This is a genomic window from Rhizobium sp. S96 (assembly GCF_030382195.1).
In the GTDB taxonomy this organism is placed as follows: Bacteria; Pseudomonadota; Alphaproteobacteria; order Rhizobiales; family Rhizobiaceae; genus Rhizobium.
Window position 1 is genome coordinate 584,588 of sequence record NZ_JAUDRY010000003.1, and the last position, 24,237, is coordinate 608,824.

Here is a 24,237-nt window from a genome sequence, read left to right on the forward strand (position 1 = left end):
TCACATCTCCGTTGCGGTGATCTTGGTGGTGCGCGGCAGGCAGACGAACCGGCTGCCCGAGGTCAGCACGATGTCGATGCCGCGCGGGAAGAGGGCGCGGTTATCCGTCCAGAGGCGCAGGAACGTGTCGGGCAGGCCGAGCGGCGCGATGTCGGTGACGGTCTTGATGCCGGGGCCCACCAGCGCCAGCTTGCGGCCGCCTTCGATATCCGCCAGTTCGATGACCAGTGTCGTCGAACGGTCCGGATATTCCTGCGTGCCGGCGGCAAAGAGACCGAAGGACGACAGCGGCGTTCCGGCTTCGACGAAGGCGAAGCGCGCTTCGGCCTTCTCCGGCGTGACAGGCGCGCCGGTGTGGAAGCCGAGCCATTGCGGCACGGCGGATTTTGCGAGCCCCGATGACAGCCAGACGGGCGTGTCATGGTCGCAGAGCGTCAGCGCGATCGCACCTGCTGCAACGCCGAGGGGGGCCGGCGGCAAAGCATCGGGGGAGACCGTCTGGATCGTGCCCGGACGCGCCATCGCATCCATCATCAGCTTGAACACGCTCTGGGCGTGGAAGACCGGCTCGGCAAAGCCCCCAGTCAGAACTTCCGTCTTGAGGCTCATCAGTCGTCTCCGCGAACCATGGTGAAGAAATCGACGCGGGTTGCCGCCGTCTCATCGGCCTTGCGGCGATCGGCATCGGCCACGCGGGCGGCGATCGGCTGCAGAAGCGCCTGCTCGACGAAGGATTGCGTCGCCTGCTCCTGCCAGAGGGCGTCGAAGATGGCGGAAAGCCTGGCCTTCTCACGATCGGTGCCGAGCGCCTGGGCATGACCAACGGAGCCCGAGGCAAGGCGCACGGTGGCGCGGGTCACCGTCACCTCACCGAGGTTGAACGGCGCACCGCCGCCGCCCATCCGGCCCCGGACCATGACGAGGCCCGTTTCCGGTCCGCGCACAGGCTGGACCGCCGGCTTTTCCGCGAGCTTCTCCCAAGCCGCGACCAGCTCCTGCCGCTCCGCACGCGCAAGCAGGTCGACGACGCGTTTGCGCCCACCTGCCGCCGGCTCATTCTTTTCCGCTAAGGTCATCGCCACATCCTTTAAATGTCTATTGATATAGACAACTATACAAGATATGGTTACGCTTAAATCGGCGACATGACAAGCGTGTGACATCAAGGGGTAAAATGGCTGGGCAGGTACAAAGACAGACGGGCGTGGCTCTATGGCGGCAGATCGCCGACCGCATTCGCCAGGCGATCAGCGCCGGCGCCTATGACGAGACCGGCATGGTCCCGCCGGAGACGGTGCTGGCACTGCAGTTCGGCGTCAACAGGCATACGGTCAGAAGCGCGATCGCTGCCCTTGCCCAGGAGGGTATCGTGCGCGCCGTGCAGGGACGCGGCACGCTGATCGAGCGCAAGGAGCGGCTGAACTTTCCGATCACCAAGCGCACCCGGTTTACATCAGGCATCGGCGAACAGGCGCGCGAGATGCGCGCGCTGCTGCTTTCCCATTCGGAGGAGAAGGCTGACGCGGACGTGGCGCGTGGGTTGAAGATCCGGCCGGGCGAGCCTGTCGTGCGCATGGAAACGGTGCGCAAGGCAGACGGCCGCCCGGTCTCCTGCGCGACAGCGTGGTTTCCAGCCGCGCGCTTCGGCGGTATGCCCGACGTCTACAAGCGGACGGAATCGATCACCAAGGCCTTTGCCGAGCTTGGACTATCAGACTACGTGCGCTCGACGACGGAGATCACCGCCATCCATGCCGATGAGGCCGATACCGCAGCACTCGAACTGGCGCCCGGCGCGATCCTGCTGATCACCAAGGCCGTCAACACCGACCTCGAAGGCGTGCCAGTGCAATATGCGATCAGCCGGTTTGCTGCGGATCGGGTGCAGTTCACGATCGAGAACTAGGTCAGGCCGATGCCGGGAAAGGTCTCCGGCATCGATGACAGGGCCGGTCGTTATTTCCCGGCTTCCCACGGAAACTTTCCGGCACCGGCGCCGGGCTCGAAGTCTGTGGAAACACTGAGGTCGCGCCAAGCGGCATGCTCGCTGGCCCGTGCCGCGTCGTTCTGCTCGACGCCACGCACTGCATCGCTGCCGAGCAGCAGGCGTAGCGGCGGCTCAGCCACACCGGCGACATGGATGATCGCAGCGGCCGCCTTTGCGGGATCCCCCGGCTGTTTGCCGCTGTAGTCGCGCTGGTAGCGGGCCATCTTGCCGACCGTGCCTTCATATTCCGGGCGCCCTTCGCGGAGCGTGGTGGAGGCGCCGGCAAAATCGGTGCGGAAGCCGCCGGGCTCGATGATCGTCACCTTGATGCCGAGCGGGCCGACTTCCCGGCACAGCACTTCCGAGAAGCCTTCGACGCCCCATTTTGCCGACGCATAGGGTGCGCGGCCGGCAGGGCCGATGCGACCGCCGACGGAGGAGACCTGGATGACGTGGCCGGAGCCCTGCTCGCGCATCAGCGGCAGCGCCGCCTTGGTGACGATGATCGTTCCGAACAGATTGGTCTCGATCTGGGCGCGGAAATCGGCGAGGCTGGTGTCCTCGATCGATCCAACATCGCCATAACCGGCATTGTTCACGAGCACGTCGAGGCGACCGAACGCATCCACAGCTGCCTTTACGGCTGATGCCGCCGATTGTTCATCGGTCACATCAAGAGGAATCGTCAAGACATTGCCGCCGTAGCGCTGCTTGATGTCCTGAAGCTGCGAAGGATCGCGCGCGGTCGCGACCAGTTTATGCCCTGCTGCCAGCGCCGCTTCCGCAAGCGCCCTGCCAAGGCCGCGCGAACTGCCTGTAATCAACCAAACCTGTGACATCCAAAATCTCCTTGATCCGTCGCAACAGCATATAGGCAAGTCGGTTTCATCTTGAAAGAAGGTACCCAATGGAGCTATACATACCTAATGGTAACTGACTTGCCCGACGGTACATTCGATTTCTGCGGGACGCTGACCGATGCGCAGGATGCGCTGGCCCGCGAGATGCTGGAACGTGCCAGCGCCAAATGGCCGCTGCGGGTGATGCACATCCTGGCGGAAGCCAAGGGGCCGTTGCGCTTCTCGCGCGTTCTGGAACGGGTGGAAGGCATCAGCCAGAAGGTTTTGACGCAAACGCTGCGGACCCTCGAAAGCGATGGACTGGTGACGCGCACACTCTATCCGCAGGTGCCGCCACGGGTGGAGTATGAACTGACGCCGCTCGGCGGCGAGCTTCTGGTGGAGGTAGTGACGCTCTGGCAGTGGATCGCCAATCGCCTGCCTGACTTCGAGGCGGCGCGGAAGAAGGCGCCTCAGGCTACGGACACGTCAAAAGGCTGAAAAGCCAATACCGTCAGGTTGGAAAAGCGCCGCGCAGCAAACGATGCGCGGCGCAATCGATATTTAGTGAGCGCCGGACATGTCGCCGAGCACTTCCTTGGACGCAACGGTGGAGTCGGCGTTGAGCTTGTAGACCATGGGAACGCCGGTCGCGAGGTTGACGCCGAGGATCTGTTCCTTGGTCAGGCGGTCGAGCACCATGACCAGCGAGCGCAGCGAGTTGCCGTGAGCGGCGACCAGCACCTTTTCGCCGCGCAGCACGCGGGGCAGGATTTCCGTCAGGTAGTACGGCCAGACGCGGGCGCCGGTGTCGCGCAGGCTTTCGCCGCCCGGAGGCGGTACGTCGTAGGAGCGGCGCCAGATATGGACCTGCTCCTCGCCCCACTTGGCGCGGGCGTCGTCCTTGTTGAGGCCGGAAAGATCGCCGTAGTCGCGCTCGTTCAGCGCCTGGTCCTTGATCGTCTGCAGACCGGTCTGGCCGACGTTGTCGAGGATGATCTTCAGCGTGTCCTGGGCGCGCTTCAGATCAGACGTAAAGGCGATGTCGAACTTGATGCCGTAATCGGCAAGCGCCTTGCCGCCGGTGTTGGCTTCCTGAACGCCGAGCTCGGTCAGTTCAGGGTTCTTCCAGCCGGTGAAAAGGTTCTTCAGGTTCCAGTCGCTCTGGCCGTGACGAACGAGGACGAGGGTACCGCTCATGAAAAATGCCTCCAAAATAGATCAGTGTTGGGAAAGCCCGAGCACGTCGAGCATGGAATAGAGACCGGGTTTCTTGTCGCGCGCCCAAAGGACGGCCTTGATGGCGCCGCGTGCGAAAATCGAACGATCGCCGGCGCTGTGCGACATGGTGACCAGCTCGCCTTCGCCGGCGAAAACGACCGAATGTTCGCCGATAACCGAGCCGCCGCGCAGCGTGGCAAAACCGATCGTGCCAGCTTCGCGCGGGCCTGTGTGGCCATCGCGGACGCGTACGGAATGGGTGGCGAGATCGATGCCGCGCCCCTTGGCAGCCGCTTCACCCAGAAGCAGCGCGGTGCCCGAGGGGGCATCGACCTTGCGCTTGTGGTGCATTTCGAGAACTTCGACATCCCAATCGGCGGGATCGAGCGCGCGAGCGGCCTGTTCGACAAGGACGCTCAAGAGATTGACGCCGAGGCCCATGTTGCCCGACTTGACGATGCGGGCGTGACGGGCGGCAGCTGCGATCTTCGCTTCGTCCTCGGTCGAGCATCCGGTCGTGCCGATGATATGGACGATGCGGGCCTGGGCTGCGAGTGCTGCAAATTCGTTGGTCGTCGCCGGCGTGGTGAAATCCAGGACGCCGTCGGCGTGCAGGAAAGCCGCCAGCGGATCGTCGCCGATGATGATGCCGTTCGGGCCGAGGCCTGCGATCTCGCCGGCATCCTTGCCGACGAAGGCCGAGCCCGGGCGGGCGACGGCGGCATGAAGGGTCACGCCATCGATCTCGTGGACCAACCGAATGAGCGCCTGCCCCATGCGACCTGCTGCACCAACCACCACCAGCTTCATCGCAGCATCGCTCATCTCAGGCTGTCCTAAATTTCTATCAGTTCGTATCCGAGGCCGCAGGCCTCTGCAGATTGTTGAGGCGAGCGTAGAGACCGTCGCGGCGCTGCGCAAGCGCCTCATGATTGCCCTCTTCGACCACGCGGCCCTGCTGCATCACGACGATCTTGTCGGCGCGCACCACCGTCGACAGCCGGTGGGCGATGACGACCACGGTGCGGCCGGTCATGGCTTCGTCAAGCGCCTTCTGCACCGCCGCTTCCGATTCCGTATCGAGCGCCGAGGTGGCTTCGTCGAGCAGCAAGATCGGCGCATTGCGCACCAGCGCACGCGCGATCGACAGGCGCTGGCGCTGGCCGCCCGAAAGCGTCACGCCGTTTTCGCCGACCGGCGTGTCATAGCCTTCCGGCTGAGCAAGAATGAAATCGTGAGCATAAGCGAGCCGGGCCGCCTCCTCGATCTCGGCATCGGTCGCGTCGGGGCGGCCGTAGCGGATGTTGTCGCGGATCGAGCCTTCGAACAGGTAGGGCTGCTGCGAGACATAGGCCAGCTGCTCGCGCAGTGACTGTTTGGTCACATGCGCGATATCCTGGCCATCGATCAGAATCTGCCCGGACTTCGGATCGTAGAAGCGGGGAATGAGGTTGATGATCGTCGACTTGCCAGCGCCGGACGGGCCGACCAGCGCGGTCGTCTTGCCGCCCTCGGCGACAAAATTGACGCCGTTCAGAACGTCGTCGTTGCCATAGGCGAAAGCCACGTCGCGCAGCTCGATCCGGGCTTCCGTCACCACCAGCGGCTTGGCATCCGGCAGGTCGCGCTGGCGTGGCTGCATGTCGAGGAGCTCGTAGATCATGCGCGCATTGACAGCGGCGCGCTCCATCTGCACCTGCAGTTTCGCCAAGCGGCGGGCCGGGTCATAGGCAAGTAGCAGCGCCGTGACGAAGGAGAAGAACGCGCCCGGCGGCACGTTGTTATAGATCGCTCGGTACGCTGCATAAGCAAGCACGCTGGCGACGGCGAGACCTGCAAAGCTCTCGGTCATCGGCGCGTTGCGCTCCGACAGGCGAGCGATCTTGTTGGAGCGGCCTTCGGCAGCCGCGATGATCTTGTTGATCTTGCGTTCCAGCTCGGCTTCCATCGTAAACGCCTTGACGATGGAGATCCCCTGAATTGTCTCCTGCATCGCGCCAAGCACGTGGCTGTTCAGGTGGATCGACTCCTTGGTGACCTGACGCAGGCGCTTCGAAAGATAACGCAGTGCTAGCAACAGGGGCGGCGCAAGGACCAGCACGGCACAGCTGAGCAACGGATCCTGGTAAACCATCACGCCGAGCAAAGAGACGAAAGTCAACATGTCACGCGCGGTCGACGTGACTGTCAGGTTGAGGACGTCGCGGATACCGCTGACATTCTGGCTGACCTGTGCCGCGATCCGCGCTGATCTCGCTTCGGTGAAAAACCCGACGGACAGCGTCATCAGATGCGCATAGAGGCGCCGCTGGTAGCGCGCAACGATGTTGTTGCCGATCTTCGAAAGCGTCACCGCCTGGATGTAGCCGGCAAAGCCGCGCAGCACAAATGCGACGAAGATCGACAGACAGATGATCCAGACGACATCGGCACGGCGATTGGCGAACGCCTCGTCAATGACCGACTTCATGATCCAGGCTGTAAACGACGTCGATAGCGCCACAATCACCAGGCAGACAATGGCGATCGCATAGCCCCAGATGTGGTCGCGGCCATTTTCAGCGATGACGCGCTTCAGAACGGCAGTGACCGTACTGCTATCAATATGGCTCGGCGAGGTGTCGGGTGAAGGCAAAAATCTGGCTTCCTGTCTCGGACAAGCAAGCCGCAATGCGGCCTGCGCTCGTGCGGCTCTATAGAGAATTGGCGCCGGTTTGGCTAGAGTAGCCTAGCGCTGCCAGCGGCGGCCGTCGGTCGAGACACCAAAGCTCTCCGGTTTGCGGGCATAGGAAGACAAGCCGGCCAGCGCCGCGAGAGGATGGGTAACGACATAGGTCGGGATGGTCGACAGCAGAGCGGAATGCGGCGCCTTGTCTTCGAAGGCGGCCCGGAACTCAGGCTTCATCAGGGCCGGCAAGATCTTCTGGGAGATGCCACCGGAGAGGAACACACCGCCGCGCGCCATGAAGATCATCGCCATGTCGCCAGCGACACGGCCGAGATAGGTCGAAAACAGCGCGATCGTCTCAACGGCCACGTGATCGGTTCCGGCCAGCGCGTGTGACGTTATGTCTGCCGGATCGGTGTAAAGCGGATCGATGCCATCGGCAGTGCAGATGGCTCGGTAGAGATTGACGATGCCGCGGCCGGAGAGGATCTGCTCGGCCGACACGCGACCCTCGATCGTCTCGACATGCGGAAATATCTGCAGATCACGTGTGGTACGCGGCCCCAGGTCAACGTGCCCACCTTCCCCGGGAACGGGAATCCAGGTGTTTCGCGCGTGAATGAGGCTGCCGACGCCCAGGCCGGTGCCGGGGCCAAGCACGACGCGGGAGGCCACCATCTCACCTGACGCACTGCCGAGACGCTGCCGGTTCTCGTCCGAGAGATCGGCAATCGCCAAGGCCTGAGCCTCGAAATCGTTGACAACAAGAACGTCCTCGAAGCCGAGACCCTCGATCATCGTCCGGGGACGAACGATCCAGTCACAGTTCGTCAGGGGAATTTCGTCATCGCTGATCGGACCCGCGACCGCCAGAATGGCCGAGCGCGGCTTGATGGCGCTCTTTTCGAGAATGGTCGCGCGGATGGCATCATCGATCGTTTCGAACTCGGCCGTGCGGAGATTCGGGAAGTTGACCTGTTCCGCGCCAGCATCTGCGATGATGGCAAAGCGGGCGTTGGTCCCGCCGATATCGCCGATCAGGATCGGGAAAGGCATAGAGGCTTCGCTTTTGTCGATCTGGTGCATGGCAGGTTCCGTTGATGCGCGCCGGTTAAGCGTGAAGATTTGCGATCAGCCTGTCGGCCGTCGCTTCGTTGAGTGCCATTGGAATATCATAGACGATTGCAAGTCGCATCAGCGCCTTGACGTCGACATCGTGAGGCATCGGGGTCAAAGGATCGACGAAGAAAATCAGCGCATCGACCTCACCGGTCGAGATCAAGGCGCCAATCTGCTGGTCGCCGCCGAGTGGGCCGCTCTTCAGTCGCGTCACGTCGAGGTCCGGTGCGGCGTCAAGAACGCGGCCACCAGTCGTTCCAGTGGCGACGATTTTCCAGTTCGCTGCCAGCGTCTTGCGATTGCGGCGAGCGAACTCGGCCATGTCGTCCTTCTTCTGGTCATGCGCAATCAATGCGAGGCATTTGCCACTGGCCATAAAAGGAGACCTCCATTCGAAAATTCAATCGATTTGAGCGCTTCTATACGAAGAGACTTGGCTTTGAAAGAGTGCCCAAAGCCAAGATTTCAACCTTACGGCTTGTCATCCGGCACAGGGCCGATCGCGGGCAGTGCATTGTCCGATGCGGCTGCGGGTTCGGCGGCGGGAGCAACGGTCAATGCTTCTGCCGCCGACGCCCCGCCGTACGTTGCGGCCCGAACCGAGGCGACCGATGGCGCGGCCAGAACGGCGGCGCATGCGTTCGGCAGGTCCGAGACCATCACCTCGCGCGGCTTGACGGGTTTAGTGCCGGACTTGGGCGGCTTCGGGGCGGCCCAGGGCTCCTTGGTGAACCACCACGCCAACGATTTATCGCAACCGTCACCGGCGACAACCGGCGCCTGGGCCTTGCATCCAGCGACGCCGGGCGGGCATTTCAAGCGGATATGGAAATGCGAGTCATGTCCGTATTCGGGACGAAGCTTGCCGAGATTGGTGCGATCGCCAGTCCAGGTGTCACACATCTTCTTCTTGATGGCCGGATTGACGAAGATGCGCTCTACCTGCGGATAGCTCGCCGCGCGCATGAGCAGCCGGGCGCGTGAGTCACTCCAGACGTTCGGGTTGATCGTCAGGAAGGCATCCTTCTGCAGCATGGTGGTGAATGGCAAGGTTTCGCGTTCGTCGGCGCTCATCCGGTGCGACGGCATCGGCGTGAGCCAGATGTCGGCATCAAGACCAATCTGGTGGGAGGCGTGGCCATTGAACATCGGTCCGCCGCGCGGTTGGGAGATGTCGCCGACGAGGAGACCCGGCCAGCCGTCAAACTTCGCGGCGTCGCGCGAAAGCTGCTCCAGCAAGGCGATGGTCGCGGGGTTGCCCCAGCGCCGGTTGCGCGAGAGGCGCATCGCCTGCCAGTTCGGCCCATCCGTCGGCAACGCCACAGCGCCGGCCATGCAGCCTTTGGCATAAAAGCCGTAAGGCTGCGCCGGGCCCTGCGTCGGCAACGCAACACCGCCAAAGATGGCCTTGGCGCTGCCCGGGCTTGGCTGCTTCTGCTGGGCTGCGACATCGCCGGCGATCAGGCTTGCGCCTATCGCGCCGGCGAGCGCCAATTTACCGATTGCGTGGAAAGTCTGGGCGATGCGGAAAGCCATGCCATGTCCTGAACTGCTGTCGACCGGGGTCGAGTGATTTGCCTTGGAATCTATCGTGAAAAGCAACTTTGGTGAATCGATGTTTTCAACGACGATCTCGCGCCGACAGAGTCAGGCAGCAGCTAGGTTTCAGTTATTGGCCAGAATTTCGGCCGTCTTTCGGACGCGGGCAAGGCGCGGGAATATCCGCTCGCAAGCAAAGGCGTGCATTTCGGCCGAGAAGGTCGTCGTCGCATCTTCGACGGCCAAAACCGCATAGTTGTGCGCAAACGCATCGCGGATCGTGGCCTCGACACCGAAATTCGTGGCGATCCCGGTCAGAATGACCGTCTTTATGCCGCGACGGCGAAGCTGGAGATCAAGCTCGGTGCCATAGAACGCGCTCCACTGATGCTTGGTAATGCGAACATCAGGGGTTAGCGCCGCAATTTCCGGTGGCTCGCGAAGGGCATCAGGCGGCAGGCCACCTTGCGGGAAGGCGATCGGCTCGTCGGTCGGCTGGTTGACAGCATCCGCATAGTCCGTTGAGAATCCGATCGTGACGAAGATAGTCGTTCCGCCAGCAGCCTTGAGGGCCTTGGCGATCTCGGCTGTGTTGTCGATGACTTGCTGAGAGGAATGGGGCACAACGGGTCTGGTGATGATAAAGCCCTGCAGATCGATCGAGATCAGGGCTGTTGTCTTGGGATCATAAAGGGACATGAAAGGCTCCGGGATAAACATGAGGATTTCCTCACAATTGGAAATATGAGGATGCCCTCACAAAAATCAAGCACTGACACTACAAATCGTTCACCCAAACAGCAGAGGGGCCGCGAACGCGTGGCCATCCTGACGGAAGCCGCGGCCAAGGTCTTCGTCGAAAAAGGCTATGAAGCTGCGACGATGACGGAGATCGCCGCCGAGGCCAAGTCATCGATCGGCTCGCTCTATCAGTTCTTCCCGACCAAGGCGCTGCTGGCCGAAGCACTCCATATCGAACGGCTGCGCCAGCTCAACACGATCCTGCTGGACCTGCAGCACGATGTCGCCGGCAAGCGTGCTGCCGAGATAGGCGAAGAGATTTTCGCACGGCTCGGCAATTTCCTCGGCGAGTATCCGGAGTTCCCGGTGCTTGCAGCGCGTCGAGATATCCCTAAGGACCGCAAGGCCAAGTCGCGCGCCGAGCTCCGCGCCAATATTGCCGCGCTCCTCAGGACTGCGGTGCCTTCGATCGGACAGGACGTGGATCTCCTGGCCGCCCTCGTGCTTGAACTTTTGCGCATCATCGTCACGGCGGCGTATGACCCCGATATCGCGGGCGACCCGCGCATGGTGACCGAGCTTCGCGGAATGCTGCGCAAGAGGCTGGATGAAGCCACCCCTTGAGCCACGATCGCGGCTGTCCCGCGGTCACGATTTCGCGAACGGGATAAAAACCTGAGCCTCACCTGTTTTTCGCCAGCTTTTCGCCTATTCTCGGCGAAAGCAAAACAATTGGGGCTGGCGAATGGTGCGTGCGTTGTCGAAACTTGGTTTGGTCTTTTCTCTTTTCGGCGCGATCGCCCTGCCTCTGCAGGCGGCGGCCCAGGAGCAGGATTTCCGCATCGGCAGCTCTGTCATCAGCGAGCTGAAGTACAAGCCGGGCTTCACGCATTTCGACTACGTCAATCCCGATGCACCCAAGGGCGGCAATCTCAACCTGTCGACGACAGGCACCTTCGACACGTTCAACCCACTGCTCAGCAAGGGCGAGACCGTGACGGGGCTGACGCTCGTCTTCGAAACCCTGATGAAATCCGCCGACGACGAGCTTCTCGCCTCCTACGGATTGCTGGCGGAAGGCCTCTCCTACCCCGACGATATCTCGAGCGCGACGTTCCGGCTGCGCAAGGAAGCCAAGTGGGCCGACGGGAGCCCGGTGACGCCGGAGGACGTTGTATTCAGCTTCGAGAAATCGAAAGAGCTCAATCCCCTGCTATCCAACTACTACGGGCACGTGGTCAAAGCCGAGAAAACAGGCGAGCGGGACGTGACGTTCACGTTTGACGAAAAGGGTAACAAGGAGCTGCCGAATATTCTCGGCCAGCTGCAGGTCGTGCCGAAGGCATGGTGGGAAGCCAACGGGCCCGACGGCAAGCCGCGCGACATCACCAAGACGACGCTGGAACCGGTGATGGGGTCCGGGCCCTACAAGATCGGCGCTTTCTCCGCAGGCTCCAAGATCAGCTACGAGTTGCGTGACGACTATTGGGGCAAGGACATCAACGTCAATGTCGGTCAGAACAACTTCAAGACTATCGCCTACACCTATTTTGGCGATCGGGATGTCGAGTTCGAGGGCTTCCGCGCGGGCAACGTCGATTTCTGGCAGGAAAACCAGGCGAGCCGCTGGGCGACGGGCTACAACTTCCCGGCCGTCAAGGACGGCCGCATCAAACGCGAGGAGTTGCCGAACTCGCTGCGAGCGACCGGCATCATGCAGGCGATGGTGCCGAACATGCGCCGCGAGATCTTCAAGGACGAGCGGGTACGCGAAGCGTTGAACTATGCCTTTGACTTCGAGGAGATGAACCGCACGGTCTTCTTCGGCGCTTACAAGCGTGTCGACAGCTTCTTCTTTGGTACGGAACTCGCGTCCTCGGGTCTGCCCGAGGGACGCGAGCTTGAGATCCTGCAGGGCCTGAAGGACAAGGTGCCGCCGGAAATCTTCACCACGCCTTACAGCAACCCGGTCGGCGGCGATCCGCAGAAGAGCCGCGACAACCTGCGCAAGGCGATCGCGTTGCTCAAGGACGCAGGGTACTCGATCCAGGGCAACAAGATGGTCAACACGAAGACGGGCAAGCCCTTGTCCTTCGAGGTGCTCCTGAGCAGCCCGACCCTGGAACGCGTGGCCGTTCCCTACACCCAGGCGCTGCGCAAGATCGGCATCGATGCGCGGGTGCGCACTGTCGATCCCTCGCAATACACCAACCGCGTCCGCAGTTTCGACTACGACATGATCTGGAATGTCTGGGCCGAGACGATGAACCCCGGCAACGAACAGGCTGATTACTGGGGCTCGTCTTCGGCCAATCAGCAGGGTTCGCGCAACTATGCCGGTATCGCCGATCCCGCCGTCGATGCCCTGATCAAGATGATCATCTTCGCGCCGAGCCGCGAGGACCAGATCGCGGCGATCAAGGCGATGGATCGCGTGATGCTGGCGAGGCACTATGTCGTGCCGCTCTATTATCGCTCCGACATCCCGATCGCCTATTGGGACAAGTTCGACAGGCCCGCCGAACTGCCGACCTACTCGACCGGTTTCCCCGACGTCTGGTGGTCCAAGACGGCAAAATGAGTGGGCTTGCATTGGCCGAATGGCTGGGCTCCAAATGAGCGACCCGAATCACTTCGGGGCGAGATTGCAGAGCCGGGCGAACCGGCAAAGGAAGGCTGGCGGATTGAGCGGCGATAGACTGGACGGACGACACATGAACTCCCTGGAGGCCGCTCGCTGATGGGAGCATATATTCTTCGCCGCCTGCTTTTGATGATCCCGACCATTATCGGCATCATGGCCATTTCCTTCACGGTCATCCAGTTCGCTCCGGGTGGCCCGGTCGAACAGGTGATCGCGCAGCTGACCGGCGATGCCCAAGGTGCGGATGCCCGCCTTTCCGGCGGTGGCGGCGACCTGATGGGCGGTGGCGGGCTTGACGAAGGCGGCTCGAAATATCGTGGCGCCCAGGGGCTCGATCCGGAGCTGATCAAAAAGCTTGAGAAGCAGTTCGGCTTCGACAAGCCGCCGCTGACGCGCTTCGGCGAGATGATGTGGAACTATATCCGCTTCGATTTCGGTGAGAGCTTCTTCCGCAACACCACGGTGCTTGCCCTGATCAAGGACAAGTTGCCGGTATCGGCGTCGCTCGGCGTCTGGATCATGATCTTCTCTTACGGGATCTCGATCCCGCTCGGCATCCGCAAGGCTGTGAAGGACGGCTCGACATTCGATGTCTGGACCTCGGGCATCATCATCATCGGTTACGCGGTTCCGAGCTTCCTGTTCGGCATCCTGTTGATCGTGCTCTTTGCCGGTGGATCGTTCTATGACTGGTTCCCGCTGCGCGGCCTCGTCTCCGACAATTTCGACCAGCTGGCCTGGTGGCAGAAGCCGCTCGACTATTTCTGGCACCTGGCACTGCCGCTGATCTCGCTGTCGCTGGCCGCCTTCGCGACAACGACGCTGCTGACCAAGAACTCCTTCATCGAGGAGATCAAGAAGCAGTACGTCGTCACGGCGCGGGCGAAGGGGCTGAACGAGCGGCAAGTGCTTTATGGCCATGTCTTCCGCAACGCCATGCTGATCATCATTGCCGGCTTTCCCGGTGCCTTTATCTCCGCCTTCTTCACCGGTTCGCTGCTGATCGAGAACATCTTCTCACTCGACGGTCTGGGGCGACTTGGCTACCTCTCGGTGGTCAACCGCGACTACCCAATCGTGTTTGCGACGCTCTACATCTTCTCGCTGCTCGGCCTGTTCGTCAGCCTGATCTCCGACCTGATCTACACATGGATCGATCCGCGCATCGACTTCGAGCGGAGGGACGTGTGATGGACACCGCCGCAAACCCGACGACCGCAACGCCGGTCAAGCCGCCGCGCAAGGGGCTGCTGTCGCCTACAAACGTGCGCCGCTGGAAGAACTTCAAGGCGAACAGGCGTGGCTACTGGTCGCTCTGGCTGTTTCTCGTCCTTTTCGTGCTCACCCTCTTCGCCGAGTTCATTGCCAACGACCGACCGATCGTTGCCTCCTACAAGGGCGAGATCCTGTTTCCGGTGCTGGTCAACTATCCCGAGGAGAAGTTCGGCGGCTTCCTGGCCGAAACCGACTATCGCTCCGACGTGATATCGGATGAGATCAACGCCAACGGCTGGATGATCTGGCCGCCGATCCGCTACTCCTACCGCTCGGTCAACTCCAACATCCCGCACTCGGCGCCGACCGCGCCTTTTTGGATGATGAGCAAGGAGGAGCGCTGCTCCGGCTATCCGCAAGGCGTCAACGATCCCGGCTGCAGCCTTAGCAATCTCAACTGGCTCGGCACGGACGACCAGGCACGCGATGTGCTTGCTCGCGTGATCTATGGCTTCCGCATTTCGGTGTTGTTCGGGCTGGTCCTGACGATCTGCTCGGCGGTCGTCGGCGTCACGGCTGGTGCGATCCAGGGCTATTTCGGCGGCTGGACCGACCTGCTGCTGCAGCGGTTCATCGAGATATGGTCGTCGATGCCAGTGCTCTATATCCTCTTGATCATCGCCGCGATCCTGCCGCCCGGCTTCTTCGTGCTGCTCGGAATCATGCTGCTCTTCTCATGGGTCGGCTTCGTCGGCGTCGTGCGTGCCGAATTCCTGCGGGCGCGCAATTTCGAGTATGTCAGGGCGGCGAGAGCGCTCGGCGTCGGCAACCGCACGATCATGTGGCGGCACCTGCTTCCCAACGCGATGGTGGCAACGCTGACCTTCCTGCCCTTCATCCTTTCCGGCTCGATCACCACGCTGACCTCGCTCGATTTCCTCGGCTTCGGCATGCCGCCCGGCTCGCCGTCGCTGGGCGAGATGATCGCCCAGGGCAAGGCCAACCTGCAGGCGCCGTGGCTGGGCCTCACGGCCTTCTTCACCATGTCGATCATGCTGTCGTTGCTGATCTTCATCGGCGAAGCCGTGCGTGATGCCTTCGACCCAAGGAAGACGTTTCAATGAGCGACAAGTCGGAACCATTGCTGTCCGTTCGCGACCTTTCGGTCGCCTTCCACCAGGGTGGAGAAACATCGCTGGCTGTCGATCACGTCTCCTTCGACATCCACAAGGGCGAAGTGGTCGCGCTGGTCGGAGAATCGGGGTCGGGGAAATCCGTTTCGGCCAATTCGATCCTGCGTCTGCTCCCCTACCCATCGGCGAGCCATCCATCGGGTGAGATCTTCTTCAAGGGCAAGGATCTTCTCAAGGCATCCGACAAGGCGTTGCGCGACGTGCGCGGCAACGACATCACGATGATCTTCCAGGAGCCGATGACCTCGCTCAATCCGCTGCACAGTATCGAGAAGCAGATCACCGAAATTCTGGAACTGCATCAGGGCGTAAGCGGCCAGGCAGCGCGAAAGCGCGTACTCGAACTGCTTAACCAGGTGGGGATACGCGAGCCGGAGAAGCGCCTGAAGGCCTACCCGCATGAACTATCCGGCGGGCAACGGCAGCGTGTGATGATCGCCATGGCGCTTGCCAACCGCCCGGAACTTCTGATCGCCGACGAACCGACGACGGCACTCGACGTGACGGTGCAGGCACAGATCCTCGAATTGCTGCGGCAGTTGAAGGGGCAGCATGGCATGTCCATGCTGTTCATCACCCACGATCTCGGCATCGTTCGGAAATTCGCGGACCGCGTCTGCGTGATGACCAAGGGGAAGATCGTCGAAACCGGATCGGTCGAAGCCGTCTTCAGCAACCCGCAGCATGAATACACCCGCCATCTGCTGGCCTCGGAACCGCGCGGCGAACCACCGCTCGCCGACGACACGAAACCGATCGTCATGCAGGGATCGGACATTCGCGTCTGGTTCCCGATCAAGGCCGGCCTGATGCGCAAGGTCGTCGACCATGTGAAGGCCGTGGACGGTATCGATCTTTCGTTGCGCGCAGGGCAAACGCTCGGCGTCGTCGGCGAATCCGGCTCCGGCAAGACGACGTTGGGGCTGGCGCTGACGCGGCTCATTTCGTCCCAGGGACGGATCAGCTTCGTCGGCAAGGATATAAACAGCTATTCGTTCAGCGAGATGCGCCCCCTGCGCAACCAGCTGCAGGTCGTGTTCCAGGATCCCTATGGCTCCCTCAGCCCGCGCATGTCCGTCGGCGACATCATCGCCGAGGGTCTCAAGGTGCATGAGCGATCACTCTCCTACGAAGAGCGCGACCAGCGCGTCTGCTGGGCACTGGAAGAGGTTGGCCTCGATCCTCTCACCCGCTGGCGCTATCCGCATGAATTCTCGGGTGGCCAGCGCCAGCGCATTGCGATCGCGCGAGCGATGGTTCTGAAACCGCGCTTTGTCATGCTGGACGAGCCGACATCGGCGCTAGACATGAGCGTGCAAGCCCAGGTGGTCGATCTCCTGCGTGATCTGCAAAGGAAGCACGACCTCGCCTATCTCTTCATCAGCCACGATCTCAAGGTGGTGAAGGCGCTCGCCAACGACGTCATTGTCATGCGCGCCGGCAAGGTGGTGGAGCAGGGAACGTCCGCCGAGATCTTCCGTGCACCCAGGGAAGACTATACGAAAGCCCTGATGGCTGCAGCCTTCCACATCGAAGCCGTACCGACCCCCGCGATTCATCAATAAAGAAGATCATGTCCGCAAAACCTCCCGTTCTCGTCGACCTCAAGTTCAATGCCGACGGCGTCGCCCGCATTCTGAAGACCGCGTTTTCGGATCGCGGCAGTATCAACATCGCAGACCCTGCCACGAAGGGGCGTGACCTGAGCGGGCTGGACTACGCGCTGCTCTGGAAGCCGGACGCCGATCTCTTCGAGCGCGCACCCAATCTCAAGGTCATCTTCTCGGGCGGGGCCGGCGTCGACAGCTTCATGAACCTGCCGGGTCTTCCCGATGTGCCGATCGTCCGTTTCGTTGATCGCAGCCTGACGACGCGCATGAGCGAGTGGGTCGTCATGCAATGCCTGATGCACCTGCGGCAGCAGCACCAGCACGACAAGGATCAGCGCGCCCGCATCTGGGGCAAGCTTATCCCTCCGGAAGCGGCCGAAATTACCGTCGGCATCATGGGGCTGGGCGTGCTCGGCCAGGATGCCCTGCACAAATTGAAGATGATGGGATTCAACGTCATCGGTTGGTCGCGCACCGCCAAACAGATCGACGGCGTCGAGACGTTCGACGCCGCGGAGCTCGATGCCTTCCTGGCAAAGACGGATTTCCTCGTCGGCCTCCTGCCCCTGACGCCGGATACGACTGCGTTCTACAATTCCCAACTGTTTGCCAAGCTTCGCCAAGGCGGCGCGCTCGGCAAGCCGGTCTTCATCAATGCCGGGCGCGGGAAAAGTCAGGTGCAGGCCGACATCGTTTCTGCGATCGAGACCGGCATCCTCGGCGGCGCATCGCTTGATGTATTCGAGGTGGAACCGCTTCCCTCGGACCACCCGCTCTGGACCTGCGAGAATGTTTTCATCACGCCACACGACGCGGCAGTCTCCGAAGAGACCGCGCTTTTCCGTCATGTCGAAACGCAGATTTCGCGTTTTGAACGCGGAGAACCGCTGCAATTCGTCGTGGACCGCGAGGCAGGCTACTAAACAACCCCTGCCCCGCCTTTCGGGTGGCGGTTGATTTGCACTAGACATTATCAACCGTTTTTTCGATAAGAGGGCAAACGAGCCGGTTGCCGTTCGCCGGTTGCCGGCGCACCCCCAATCGGTTTGGGGATGGGTGGAGTTCATGGCAAAGACGGATATTGCACGGCGCGTTTACAATCATGCCTGGAAGCTTGATCCGATCGTCCGTAGCCTGATCGACACCGACTTCTACAAATTGCTGATGCTGCAGATGATCTGGAAGCTCTATCCCGACGTGGATGCGACCTTCACGGTGATCAACCGCACCAAACGCGTGCTTCTCGCCGAAGAGATCGACGAAGGCGAACTGCGCGAACAGCTCGATCACGCGCGCACGCTCAAGCTCTCCAAGAAAGAAACGATCTGGCTGGCGGGTAACAGCTTCTACGGGCGCGCGCAGATTTTCGAGCCGGAGTTTCTCGCCTGGTTCTCGCATTTCCAGCTGCCGGAATACGAGCTGTCCAAGCGGGACGGGCAGTATGTCCTGGATTTTCACGGCTCGTGGAAAGAAACCACGATGTGGGAGATCCCCGCGCTCGCCATCATCAATGAGCTGCGGTCTCGTTCCGCGATGCGCGCCCTTGGCCCCTTCACGCTCGATGTGCTCTATGCCCGCGCCAAGGCGAAGATGTGGGAGAAGGTCGAGCGTCTGCGCGAGCTTCCCGGATTGCGGATTTCCGATTTCGGCACGCGGCGGCGCCACAGCTTCCTGTGGCAGCGCTGGTGCGTGGAAGCGTTGAAGGAAGGGATCGGCCACGCCTTCACGGGCACCAGCAACGTGCTGCTGGCCATGGATTCCGATCTTGAAGCCGTCGGCACCAACGCCCACGAACTGCCGATGGTGGCTGCTGCCCTAGCTCAAACGGACGCTGAGCTTCGCAATGCTCCCTACAAGGTGCTACGGGACTGGAACAAGCTTTACGGCGGCAATCTGCTGATCGTCCTGCCCGACGCTTTCGGTACCGCTGCATTCCTGCGCGACGCGCCGGAATGGGTGGCGGACTGGACCGGCTTCCGACCCGATAGCGCTCCGCCGATCGAAGGCGGCGAGAAGATCATCGAATGGTGGAAGAAGATGGGCCGCGATCCCCGTCAAAAGCTTCTGATCTTCTCCGACGGCCTCGACGTCGATGCGATCATCGACACCTACAAGCATTTCGAAGGCCGGGCTCGCATGAGCTTCGGCTGGGGAACCAACCTGACCAACGATTTCGCCGGTTGCGCACCGACGGAGATTTCCGGGCTGAACCCGATTTCGATCGTCTGCAAGGTGAGCGACGCAAACGGCCGGCCGGCGGTCAAGCTTTCCGACAATCCGCAGAAGGCCACAGGCGATCCAGCGGAAGTGCAGCGTTACCTGAAGTTCTTCGGCACCGAGGATCGGGTGGACCAGGACGTGCTCGTCTGAGCAGGCCTCCGCGGTCCCGGCCAAAAGGATAGTATGATGAGTCGGATGGCAGCCTTGCGGGCAGTATATATTGTAGAATAACGTCACCATAGAGTATTCGCCCGTATGGGGTCGCGCATGCCTGGTCATGTTCTTGATTATTTCGAACTAATCTATGTCATCAACCTTCGATCGAGGCCCGACAGAAAACGCGATCTCATGCGCGAATTCGCCGCGATCGGGTTCTCGGCGCAGAATGTGAGATGGTTCGAAGCAATCAAGCCGGACGATCGCGGGCCTTTCATGAGCACCGGAGTACGTGGCTGCTTTCTTAGCCACCTCGGCATTCTCAAGCTTGCGGAGGCAGAAGCCGTCGGCAGCGTTCTCATCCTGGAAGACGACGTGAGTTTCGTAAACGGGTTTTCAGAACGCCTGACCGGCGTTGTCGAAACGCTTCAATCCGGCAACTGGGATGTGTTCTATGGTGGCGGCGGTACCGAACGGCAGCATCCTGTTGCGACCGGACTGGCGCTCGTCGAGCCGCAGGATGGCGTCGGGTGTGCCCACTTCATCGCGTTGCGCGGTTCGGCGATCGGCCCGGTTCGGCAGTACATCGAGGCACAGCTGGCTCGCCCTCACGGAGATCCGGCCGGTGGACCCATGCCTGTCGACGGTTCATACAGCTGGGCACGACGCGCACTTGGCTTGCGCACGCTGATCGCGGCGCCAGAACTTTGCTTCCAGCGCTCGTCCCGTAGCGACATCACCCCGCGCGCGTGGGATAGGATTGGCGGTTTACGCAACCTGGCAACGCTTTGGCGAAACGTGAAGCAGCGGCTGGACTTGGGCGCCAGAAAGCGCATTGTCTGAGCGGCAGGGCAACGCCCATCCGTGGCGGTTGAGTGTCTGCGGCCCTGGACAAGGCTATATCTGAGGGCATTTCGGCACTTACCCGGAGACAGGATTGCGTCGTGTAGCGTGGGCCATTCTGACTGTTGCCGTCGCACTCCTGATCGCCTTGGGAGTTGCCTGGGCGAGCCTCGCATTGTGGTATCGGCTGCCGGCCCCCGCATTCGGGAGAGGCGTCGCCGCGGGGCTGTTCGCCCTCTTCGGTGCCTTCACAATCACCGCACTCTTCGGCCCGTGGCGCTTCAAGGCGTTTCTCACATTCGCAGCGGTGTTCGGGCTGATCCTGGTCTGGTGGAACACCCTCAAGCCAGTGGAGGAAGCGGCGTGGGCGCCGGATGTCGCACGCCAAGTGACGGGTGAGTTCAACGGCGACATGCTGACCCTGACCAATGTCCGGGACTTCGACTGGCGCAGCAAGACCGACTTTACCGAGCGTTGGGCGACGCGAACCTACGACCTGAGCAAGCTCCGGACACTCGACATGTTCATGTCCTATTGGGCCGGACCGGAGATGGCCCATGTCATTTTCAGCTTCGGCTTCGAGGACGGCACGCAGCTGCCATGGTCGATCGAAGTCCGGCGGCGGGTCGGAGGTGCTTTCTCGCCGCTCGCTGACCTTTTCAAGAGCAACCCGCTGGTGATCATCGCCGCAGACGAGCGCGATGTCGTCGGCGTCCGTTCAAACTTCCGTGGCGAAGATGTTCAGCTCTATCGACTCGCGGCAACGCCGGATCGGGCACGGGCGCTGTTGCGGGAGTACGTGGCTCAAGCCAACGAGCTTGCCAAGACGCCAAGGTTCTACAATTCGATCGCCACCAACTGCACCACGACCGTCGTGAAGATGGCGCGCCTAGTCGGAGATGCCCTGCCGTTCGATTGGCGCCTGATCGTTAACGGCTACCTTCCTGACTACGCCTATGATCACGGCGCACTGGACACATCGGTACCGCTCTCCGCCCTGAAGGCCGCTGCTCATATCGACCAGCGCGCTCGTGACGACGGGCTTTCCGCGAACTTCTCGAAGGCGATACGCGTCGGTGTACCGTCGCCTCTGGCGCCTGAACGGCCCTGAAATCCACGGGAGACACCCCACTGCCTCAAACGAGGTCCAGTGTGCCGCTGCACGCTATTTGGGAGTAGTCACGCATAAAAACCAACCGCTGGATTTAGGCCAACCCCTCGCCATGACCTCAGAAACGACCATAGGAGGCGCATTGCCGCTGCGACCTGCAATACCGCATTTGGGTTAATCCAAATATATAGTTTGCTAATGTATGATTAACTAAATAAAAAAGTGGACAGGTTTAGTACACATAATGTAGCGATCGCCCACGGATGAACAATCAAAATGCTCAAGCCGAAAGACGTTGCTGGAAAGACATGTGTTGTTGTCACCGACGCTAACCAGATGGCGGAATTAGAGTCGGAGTGGAACGAGTTGTGGCTGAAAGCCAAGGGCTCTTTCTATCAAAGCTACTCGACCGCCTATCACAGCTGGAACGAGATTGCCCGGCCGGCCGGCCGCTCGCTCTTCTGCATCGTTATTCGCGACAACGGCAGATTGACCCTTGTCTTTCCGCTGTTGAAATACCGCAAGGGGCCACTGTGGATGCTCCGTCCTCTTGGCCCCAACGCAGCGGAAGTAACAGACATCCTCGTCGATCCCGATTCCGATTTTCGCGGAAACGTCGGGCTTGCGTGGCAGACGATCGCGCGCGACTCCAAGGCCGACATAATCCATATGCCGTTCGTCAAGATCGGATCGCCGCTCGATGAGTTCGTCCACACAAGCCACGGCAGCGATGGCGAGATGGACATCGCACCTTTTGCCGACTTGCAGGACCATACGGAATGGGAGGCGTATACGAAAGAAATATTCAGCGCGAATTCCCGGCAACAACTCAAGCGCAAGCGCAAGAAGCTTTCCGAACTCGGCAATCTGGAGTTCGAGGCGGTGAACCCGGTAACCGATCCGGATCACGCGGTCGACTTGATGGACTGGATGTTCAGCCAAAAGAAAGTCTGGGCGGATACGGTCGGCAAGCACGGTGAGTGGCTGTCATCAGAGGCCTACCGGAATTTCATCGCGCGCTGGATTACGGATCCGAAAAACGTCCAAACGATGCGAATCTATGCCGTGCTGATCGACAAGAAGCCGTTGGCAATCACTCTATTTGCCCACGGCGTCTCTCATATGGAATTGATCATCGCCGGCTTCCACTCGGATCCTCAATTCGCCAAATACTCACCGGGGATCGTGCTCGACGAGTTCTGGATGAAGATCGCGTTCGAAAGGCGTCAGGACGTTGATTTCGGCGTGGGAAGCGAGCGGTACAAGCTCTTCTGGTCACGAAATAACAAAGTTGACGTCGCGAGCTACCATATTCCACAAACGCTGGTCGGAAACATAACCACGCAATTGTGGCACCTCAATCGTCGCGCCGCTCCCTATGTGGCGAGACATATGAGGCCCATTGTCGATCCAAGGAAAAATCCGTCGGCGCCTCCATCTTGATCCTTCAAGATCCGTGCCTTTATCCGTGAGCCTGCCTAGACGGAGAATGCAAGACGGAAGGCTTCGAGTGCCGCTTCCGGATCGCCGGACGCGAAGGCTTCCATTCCCACCGGGCCGGCATAGCCCATGGCCTTCAACGCGGTCGCAATCCCTCGCCAATTGACCTCGCCTGTCCCTGGCTCCTTGCGCCCCGGAACGTCGGCCACCTGTATCTCGCCTATCCATGGAAGGCATTTCCGGCACAGTTCTATCAGGTTTCCCTCGCCGATCTGCGCGTGGTAGAGGTCGAGATTGAGCCGCAGGCGCTCATGGTCCACGCTGGAGACCAGGGCAAGCGTATCTTCGGCGCGCCCGAAGGGCACGCCCGGATGATCGACGGGCAGGTTGAGGTTCTCGAGAGTGAACGTAACATTCTCTTCCTCGGCCAATTCAACGATGCGGCACAGCGTCTCGCGCGCCTTCAGCCACATCGGCCCGGTGACCACTTCAACGGGCTGAACCGGCAGACCACCCTCGCCAAGACCCGTTCCGTGGAGATTGAGGCGTTGGACACCCAGCCGCTTGCCGACCTGCGCCGTTTCGCGTGCCGTCTTCAGCAGTTGGGCGGCGCCTTCATCATCGGTGAGGCGCCCCTGAAGATACCCGTTCATGATCGTGAAGGTGGCGCCAGTTGCTTCCAGCTTCGCCAAGTCATGTTCCGGCCAGTTCCAGAGGCCGACGCCAAAGCCAAGCTCTTTCAGCCGGCTCGCGCGCCATTCGATCGGTCGATCGCGCCAGAGCATCTCGGCACAAGCGGCCAGTTGGAATGGCGAATTCATGATGTCCTCCGCGTCGGGTCTCTCTCCGGCGCGCACCATAGCCTTGTCTTCGGAAACTGCGCAACATCGCCGCCACGCTCCTGCGTTGCTGCAAGGCGCGGATTGTCCGCGTCGCTTTGCGCAGTTCCCGATAGTCTTCCGATCAGTCGACTCGCGGCTTAACTATTTGACCACGAGCGTCGCCTTGCCCTTCACCCGATCGTAGAGGTCGATGACGTCCTGATTGAACATCCGCACACAGCCAGACGACGCATTCTTGCCGATCGTCTGCCACTCCGGCGATCCATGGATGCGATACAGCGTGTCCTGCCCGTCCTGGAAGATATAGAGAGCCCGCGCGCCCAAGGGGTTCTGCGGCCCCGAAGGCATGCCCTGCTTCCACTGCTCCAGCTTGGGATTGCGACCGATCATCGAAGGCGTCGGCGTCCATGTCGGCCACTTCCGCTTCCATTGGATGATGGCGCGCCCCTTCCACGCCCGGCCCTGCGCACCGAGACTGACGCCATAGCGGATCGCCCGACCGTCCTTGAGAATGAAGTACAAAAATTTCGCCTCGGTATCGACCACGATCGAGCCGACGGGCTCGTCGCTCTCGTAGTCGACCTCCTGGCGAAGATAGCGTGGATCGACCTTGGCATATTCGATCGCCGGGAGACGATAATCGCTTTCATCCAGGCCGGCATAGATCAACGGGTAGTCGGGCCTGTCGACGGGGCGCCCGGGCCTGGACACGGCATCCTCAGCGGCCGGCACTACGGCCGCGACCGCGGGCGGCTTGGGCATGGCGACATCGATAGGCTGGTCGGGAAGTTGCGTACAGGACGCAAGAAGCGAAACGCCGGCCACTGCCAGGAGCGGCCGAAGAATGGA

General features: G+C 61.2%; 24 protein-coding genes. 12 read left to right on the forward strand and 12 right to left on the reverse strand.

Translation table 11 applies throughout. From position 1 onward, the window contains the following. Positions 1-609: a phosphonate C-P lyase system protein PhnH gene (gene phnH, locus QTL94_RS03865; RefSeq protein ID WP_289800647.1), complete on the reverse strand. Its 609-nt coding sequence runs from the start codon at positions 607-609 to the stop codon at positions 1-3. Then, on the reverse strand, positions 609-1,076 hold the full coding sequence (gene phnG, locus QTL94_RS03870) for a phosphonate C-P lyase system protein PhnG (RefSeq protein ID WP_289800648.1): 468 nt from the start codon (positions 1,074-1,076) through the stop codon (positions 609-611). The genes phnH and phnG overlap by 1 nt, the downstream gene beginning before the upstream one ends. A 98-nt stretch (positions 1,077-1,174) precedes the next feature. On the opposite strand from phnG, the gene phnF reads away from it, so the two are divergent. Then, positions 1,175-1,906 carry a phosphonate metabolism transcriptional regulator PhnF gene (gene phnF, locus QTL94_RS03875; RefSeq protein WP_289800649.1) on the forward strand — a complete coding sequence of 244 codons (732 nt, stop codon included), beginning with the start codon at positions 1,175-1,177 and terminating at the stop codon, positions 1,904-1,906. Between the two features lie 50 nt (positions 1,907-1,956). Here phnF and QTL94_RS03880 read toward each other — a convergent pair whose 3' ends face one another. After that, positions 1,957-2,826, reverse strand: coding sequence for an oxidoreductase (locus QTL94_RS03880; RefSeq protein ID WP_289800650.1), 870 nt, complete (start codon positions 2,824-2,826; stop codon positions 1,957-1,959). An 87-nt stretch (positions 2,827-2,913) separates the two neighbouring features. On the opposite strand from QTL94_RS03880, the gene QTL94_RS03885 reads away from it, so the two are divergent. Further along, positions 2,914-3,327, forward strand: coding sequence for a winged helix-turn-helix transcriptional regulator (locus QTL94_RS03885; protein ID WP_289800651.1), 414 nt, complete (start codon positions 2,914-2,916; stop codon positions 3,325-3,327). A 63-nt stretch (positions 3,328-3,390) separates the two neighbouring features. Here QTL94_RS03885 and QTL94_RS03890 read toward each other — a convergent pair whose 3' ends face one another. From QTL94_RS03890 to QTL94_RS03920, 7 genes are all read right to left on the reverse strand, one after another. Then, positions 3,391-4,026 (reverse strand): 2,3-bisphosphoglycerate-dependent phosphoglycerate mutase, encoded by a 636-nt coding sequence (locus QTL94_RS03890; RefSeq protein ID WP_289800652.1) that lies wholly within the window; start codon positions 4,024-4,026, stop codon positions 3,391-3,393. Positions 4,027-4,047: 21 nt separating this feature from the next. Next, positions 4,048-4,872, reverse strand: coding sequence for a 4-hydroxy-tetrahydrodipicolinate reductase (gene dapB, locus QTL94_RS03895; protein ID WP_289800653.1), 825 nt, complete (start codon positions 4,870-4,872; stop codon positions 4,048-4,050). A gap of 22 nt (positions 4,873-4,894) precedes the next feature. Continuing rightward, entirely contained in the window at positions 4,895-6,682 is a 1,788-nt protein-coding gene (locus tag QTL94_RS03900) for an ABC transporter ATP-binding protein (RefSeq protein ID WP_289800654.1), read from the reverse strand. Positions 6,683-6,775: 93 nt separating this feature from the next. Continuing rightward, on the reverse strand, positions 6,776-7,801 hold the full coding sequence (locus QTL94_RS03905; RefSeq protein ID WP_289800655.1) for a glucokinase: 1,026 nt from the start codon (positions 7,799-7,801) through the stop codon (positions 6,776-6,778). Between the two features lie 25 nt (positions 7,802-7,826). Beyond that, positions 7,827-8,210, reverse strand: a complete 384-nt coding sequence (locus tag QTL94_RS03910; RefSeq protein ID WP_289800656.1) for a methylglyoxal synthase — start codon at positions 8,208-8,210, stop codon at positions 7,827-7,829. Between the two features lie 95 nt (positions 8,211-8,305). Then, entirely contained in the window at positions 8,306-9,370 is a 1,065-nt protein-coding gene (mepA, locus tag QTL94_RS03915; RefSeq protein WP_289800657.1) for a penicillin-insensitive murein endopeptidase, read from the reverse strand. 129 nt (positions 9,371-9,499) lie between these two features. Next, positions 9,500-10,072, reverse strand: a complete 573-nt coding sequence (locus QTL94_RS03920; RefSeq protein ID WP_289800658.1) for a hydrolase — start codon at positions 10,070-10,072, stop codon at positions 9,500-9,502. Positions 10,073-10,123: 51 nt separating this feature from the next. On the opposite strand from QTL94_RS03920, the gene QTL94_RS03925 reads away from it, so the two are divergent. The 10 genes from QTL94_RS03925 (at position 10,124) to QTL94_RS03970 (ending at position 22,549) form a co-directional block, all read left to right on the forward strand. Continuing rightward, a complete protein-coding gene (locus QTL94_RS03925; protein WP_289800659.1) occupies positions 10,124-10,738 on the forward strand; it encodes a TetR/AcrR family transcriptional regulator in 615 nt (204 codons plus the stop codon). 121 nt (positions 10,739-10,859) lie between these two features. Beyond that, positions 10,860-12,695, forward strand: a complete 1,836-nt coding sequence (locus QTL94_RS03930; RefSeq protein WP_289800660.1) for an extracellular solute-binding protein — start codon at positions 10,860-10,862, stop codon at positions 12,693-12,695. A 159-nt stretch (positions 12,696-12,854) separates the two neighbouring features. Next, entirely contained in the window at positions 12,855-13,949 is a 1,095-nt protein-coding gene (locus QTL94_RS03935; protein ID WP_065691034.1) for a microcin C ABC transporter permease YejB, read from the forward strand. Next, the gene (locus tag QTL94_RS03940) at positions 13,949-15,097 is read left to right on the forward strand and encodes an ABC transporter permease (protein ID WP_289800661.1); all 1,149 of its coding nucleotides are present in this window, start codon (positions 13,949-13,951) and stop codon (positions 15,095-15,097) included. The genes QTL94_RS03935 and QTL94_RS03940 overlap by 1 nt, the downstream gene beginning before the upstream one ends. Then, on the forward strand, positions 15,094-16,731 hold the full coding sequence (locus QTL94_RS03945) for an ABC transporter ATP-binding protein (RefSeq protein ID WP_289800662.1): 1,638 nt from the start codon (positions 15,094-15,096) through the stop codon (positions 16,729-16,731). Before QTL94_RS03940 ends, QTL94_RS03945 begins: the two co-directional genes overlap by 4 nt. Positions 16,732-16,739: 8 nt before the next feature. Beyond that, entirely contained in the window at positions 16,740-17,699 is a 960-nt protein-coding gene (locus QTL94_RS03950; RefSeq protein ID WP_289800663.1) for a 2-hydroxyacid dehydrogenase, read from the forward strand. Positions 17,700-17,841: 142 nt separating this feature from the next. Then, a complete protein-coding gene (pncB, locus tag QTL94_RS03955; RefSeq protein WP_289800664.1) occupies positions 17,842-19,146 on the forward strand; it encodes a nicotinate phosphoribosyltransferase in 1,305 nt (434 codons plus the stop codon). 117 nt (positions 19,147-19,263) lie between these two features. Then, complete coding sequence (locus QTL94_RS03960) at positions 19,264-19,995, forward strand: glycosyltransferase family 25 protein (protein ID WP_289800665.1); 732 nt, start codon at positions 19,264-19,266, stop codon at positions 19,993-19,995. Positions 19,996-20,089: 94 nt separating this feature from the next. Then, positions 20,090-21,106 carry an Lnb N-terminal periplasmic domain-containing protein gene (locus QTL94_RS03965; protein WP_289800666.1) on the forward strand — a complete coding sequence of 339 codons (1,017 nt, stop codon included), beginning with the start codon at positions 20,090-20,092 and terminating at the stop codon, positions 21,104-21,106. 276 nt (positions 21,107-21,382) lie between these two features. Then, on the forward strand, positions 21,383-22,549 hold the full coding sequence (locus QTL94_RS03970) for a GNAT family N-acetyltransferase (RefSeq protein WP_289800667.1): 1,167 nt from the start codon (positions 21,383-21,385) through the stop codon (positions 22,547-22,549). A 35-nt stretch (positions 22,550-22,584) separates the two neighbouring features. On the opposite strand, the gene QTL94_RS03975 is transcribed toward QTL94_RS03970, so the two are convergent. Beyond that, complete coding sequence (locus QTL94_RS03975) at positions 22,585-23,367, reverse strand: TIM barrel protein (protein WP_289800668.1); 783 nt, start codon at positions 23,365-23,367, stop codon at positions 22,585-22,587. 162 nt (positions 23,368-23,529) lie between these two features. Next, a complete protein-coding gene (locus tag QTL94_RS03980; RefSeq protein ID WP_354666048.1) occupies positions 23,530-24,150 on the reverse strand; it encodes a L,D-transpeptidase in 621 nt (206 codons plus the stop codon). Positions 24,151-24,237 lie beyond the last annotated feature (87 nt).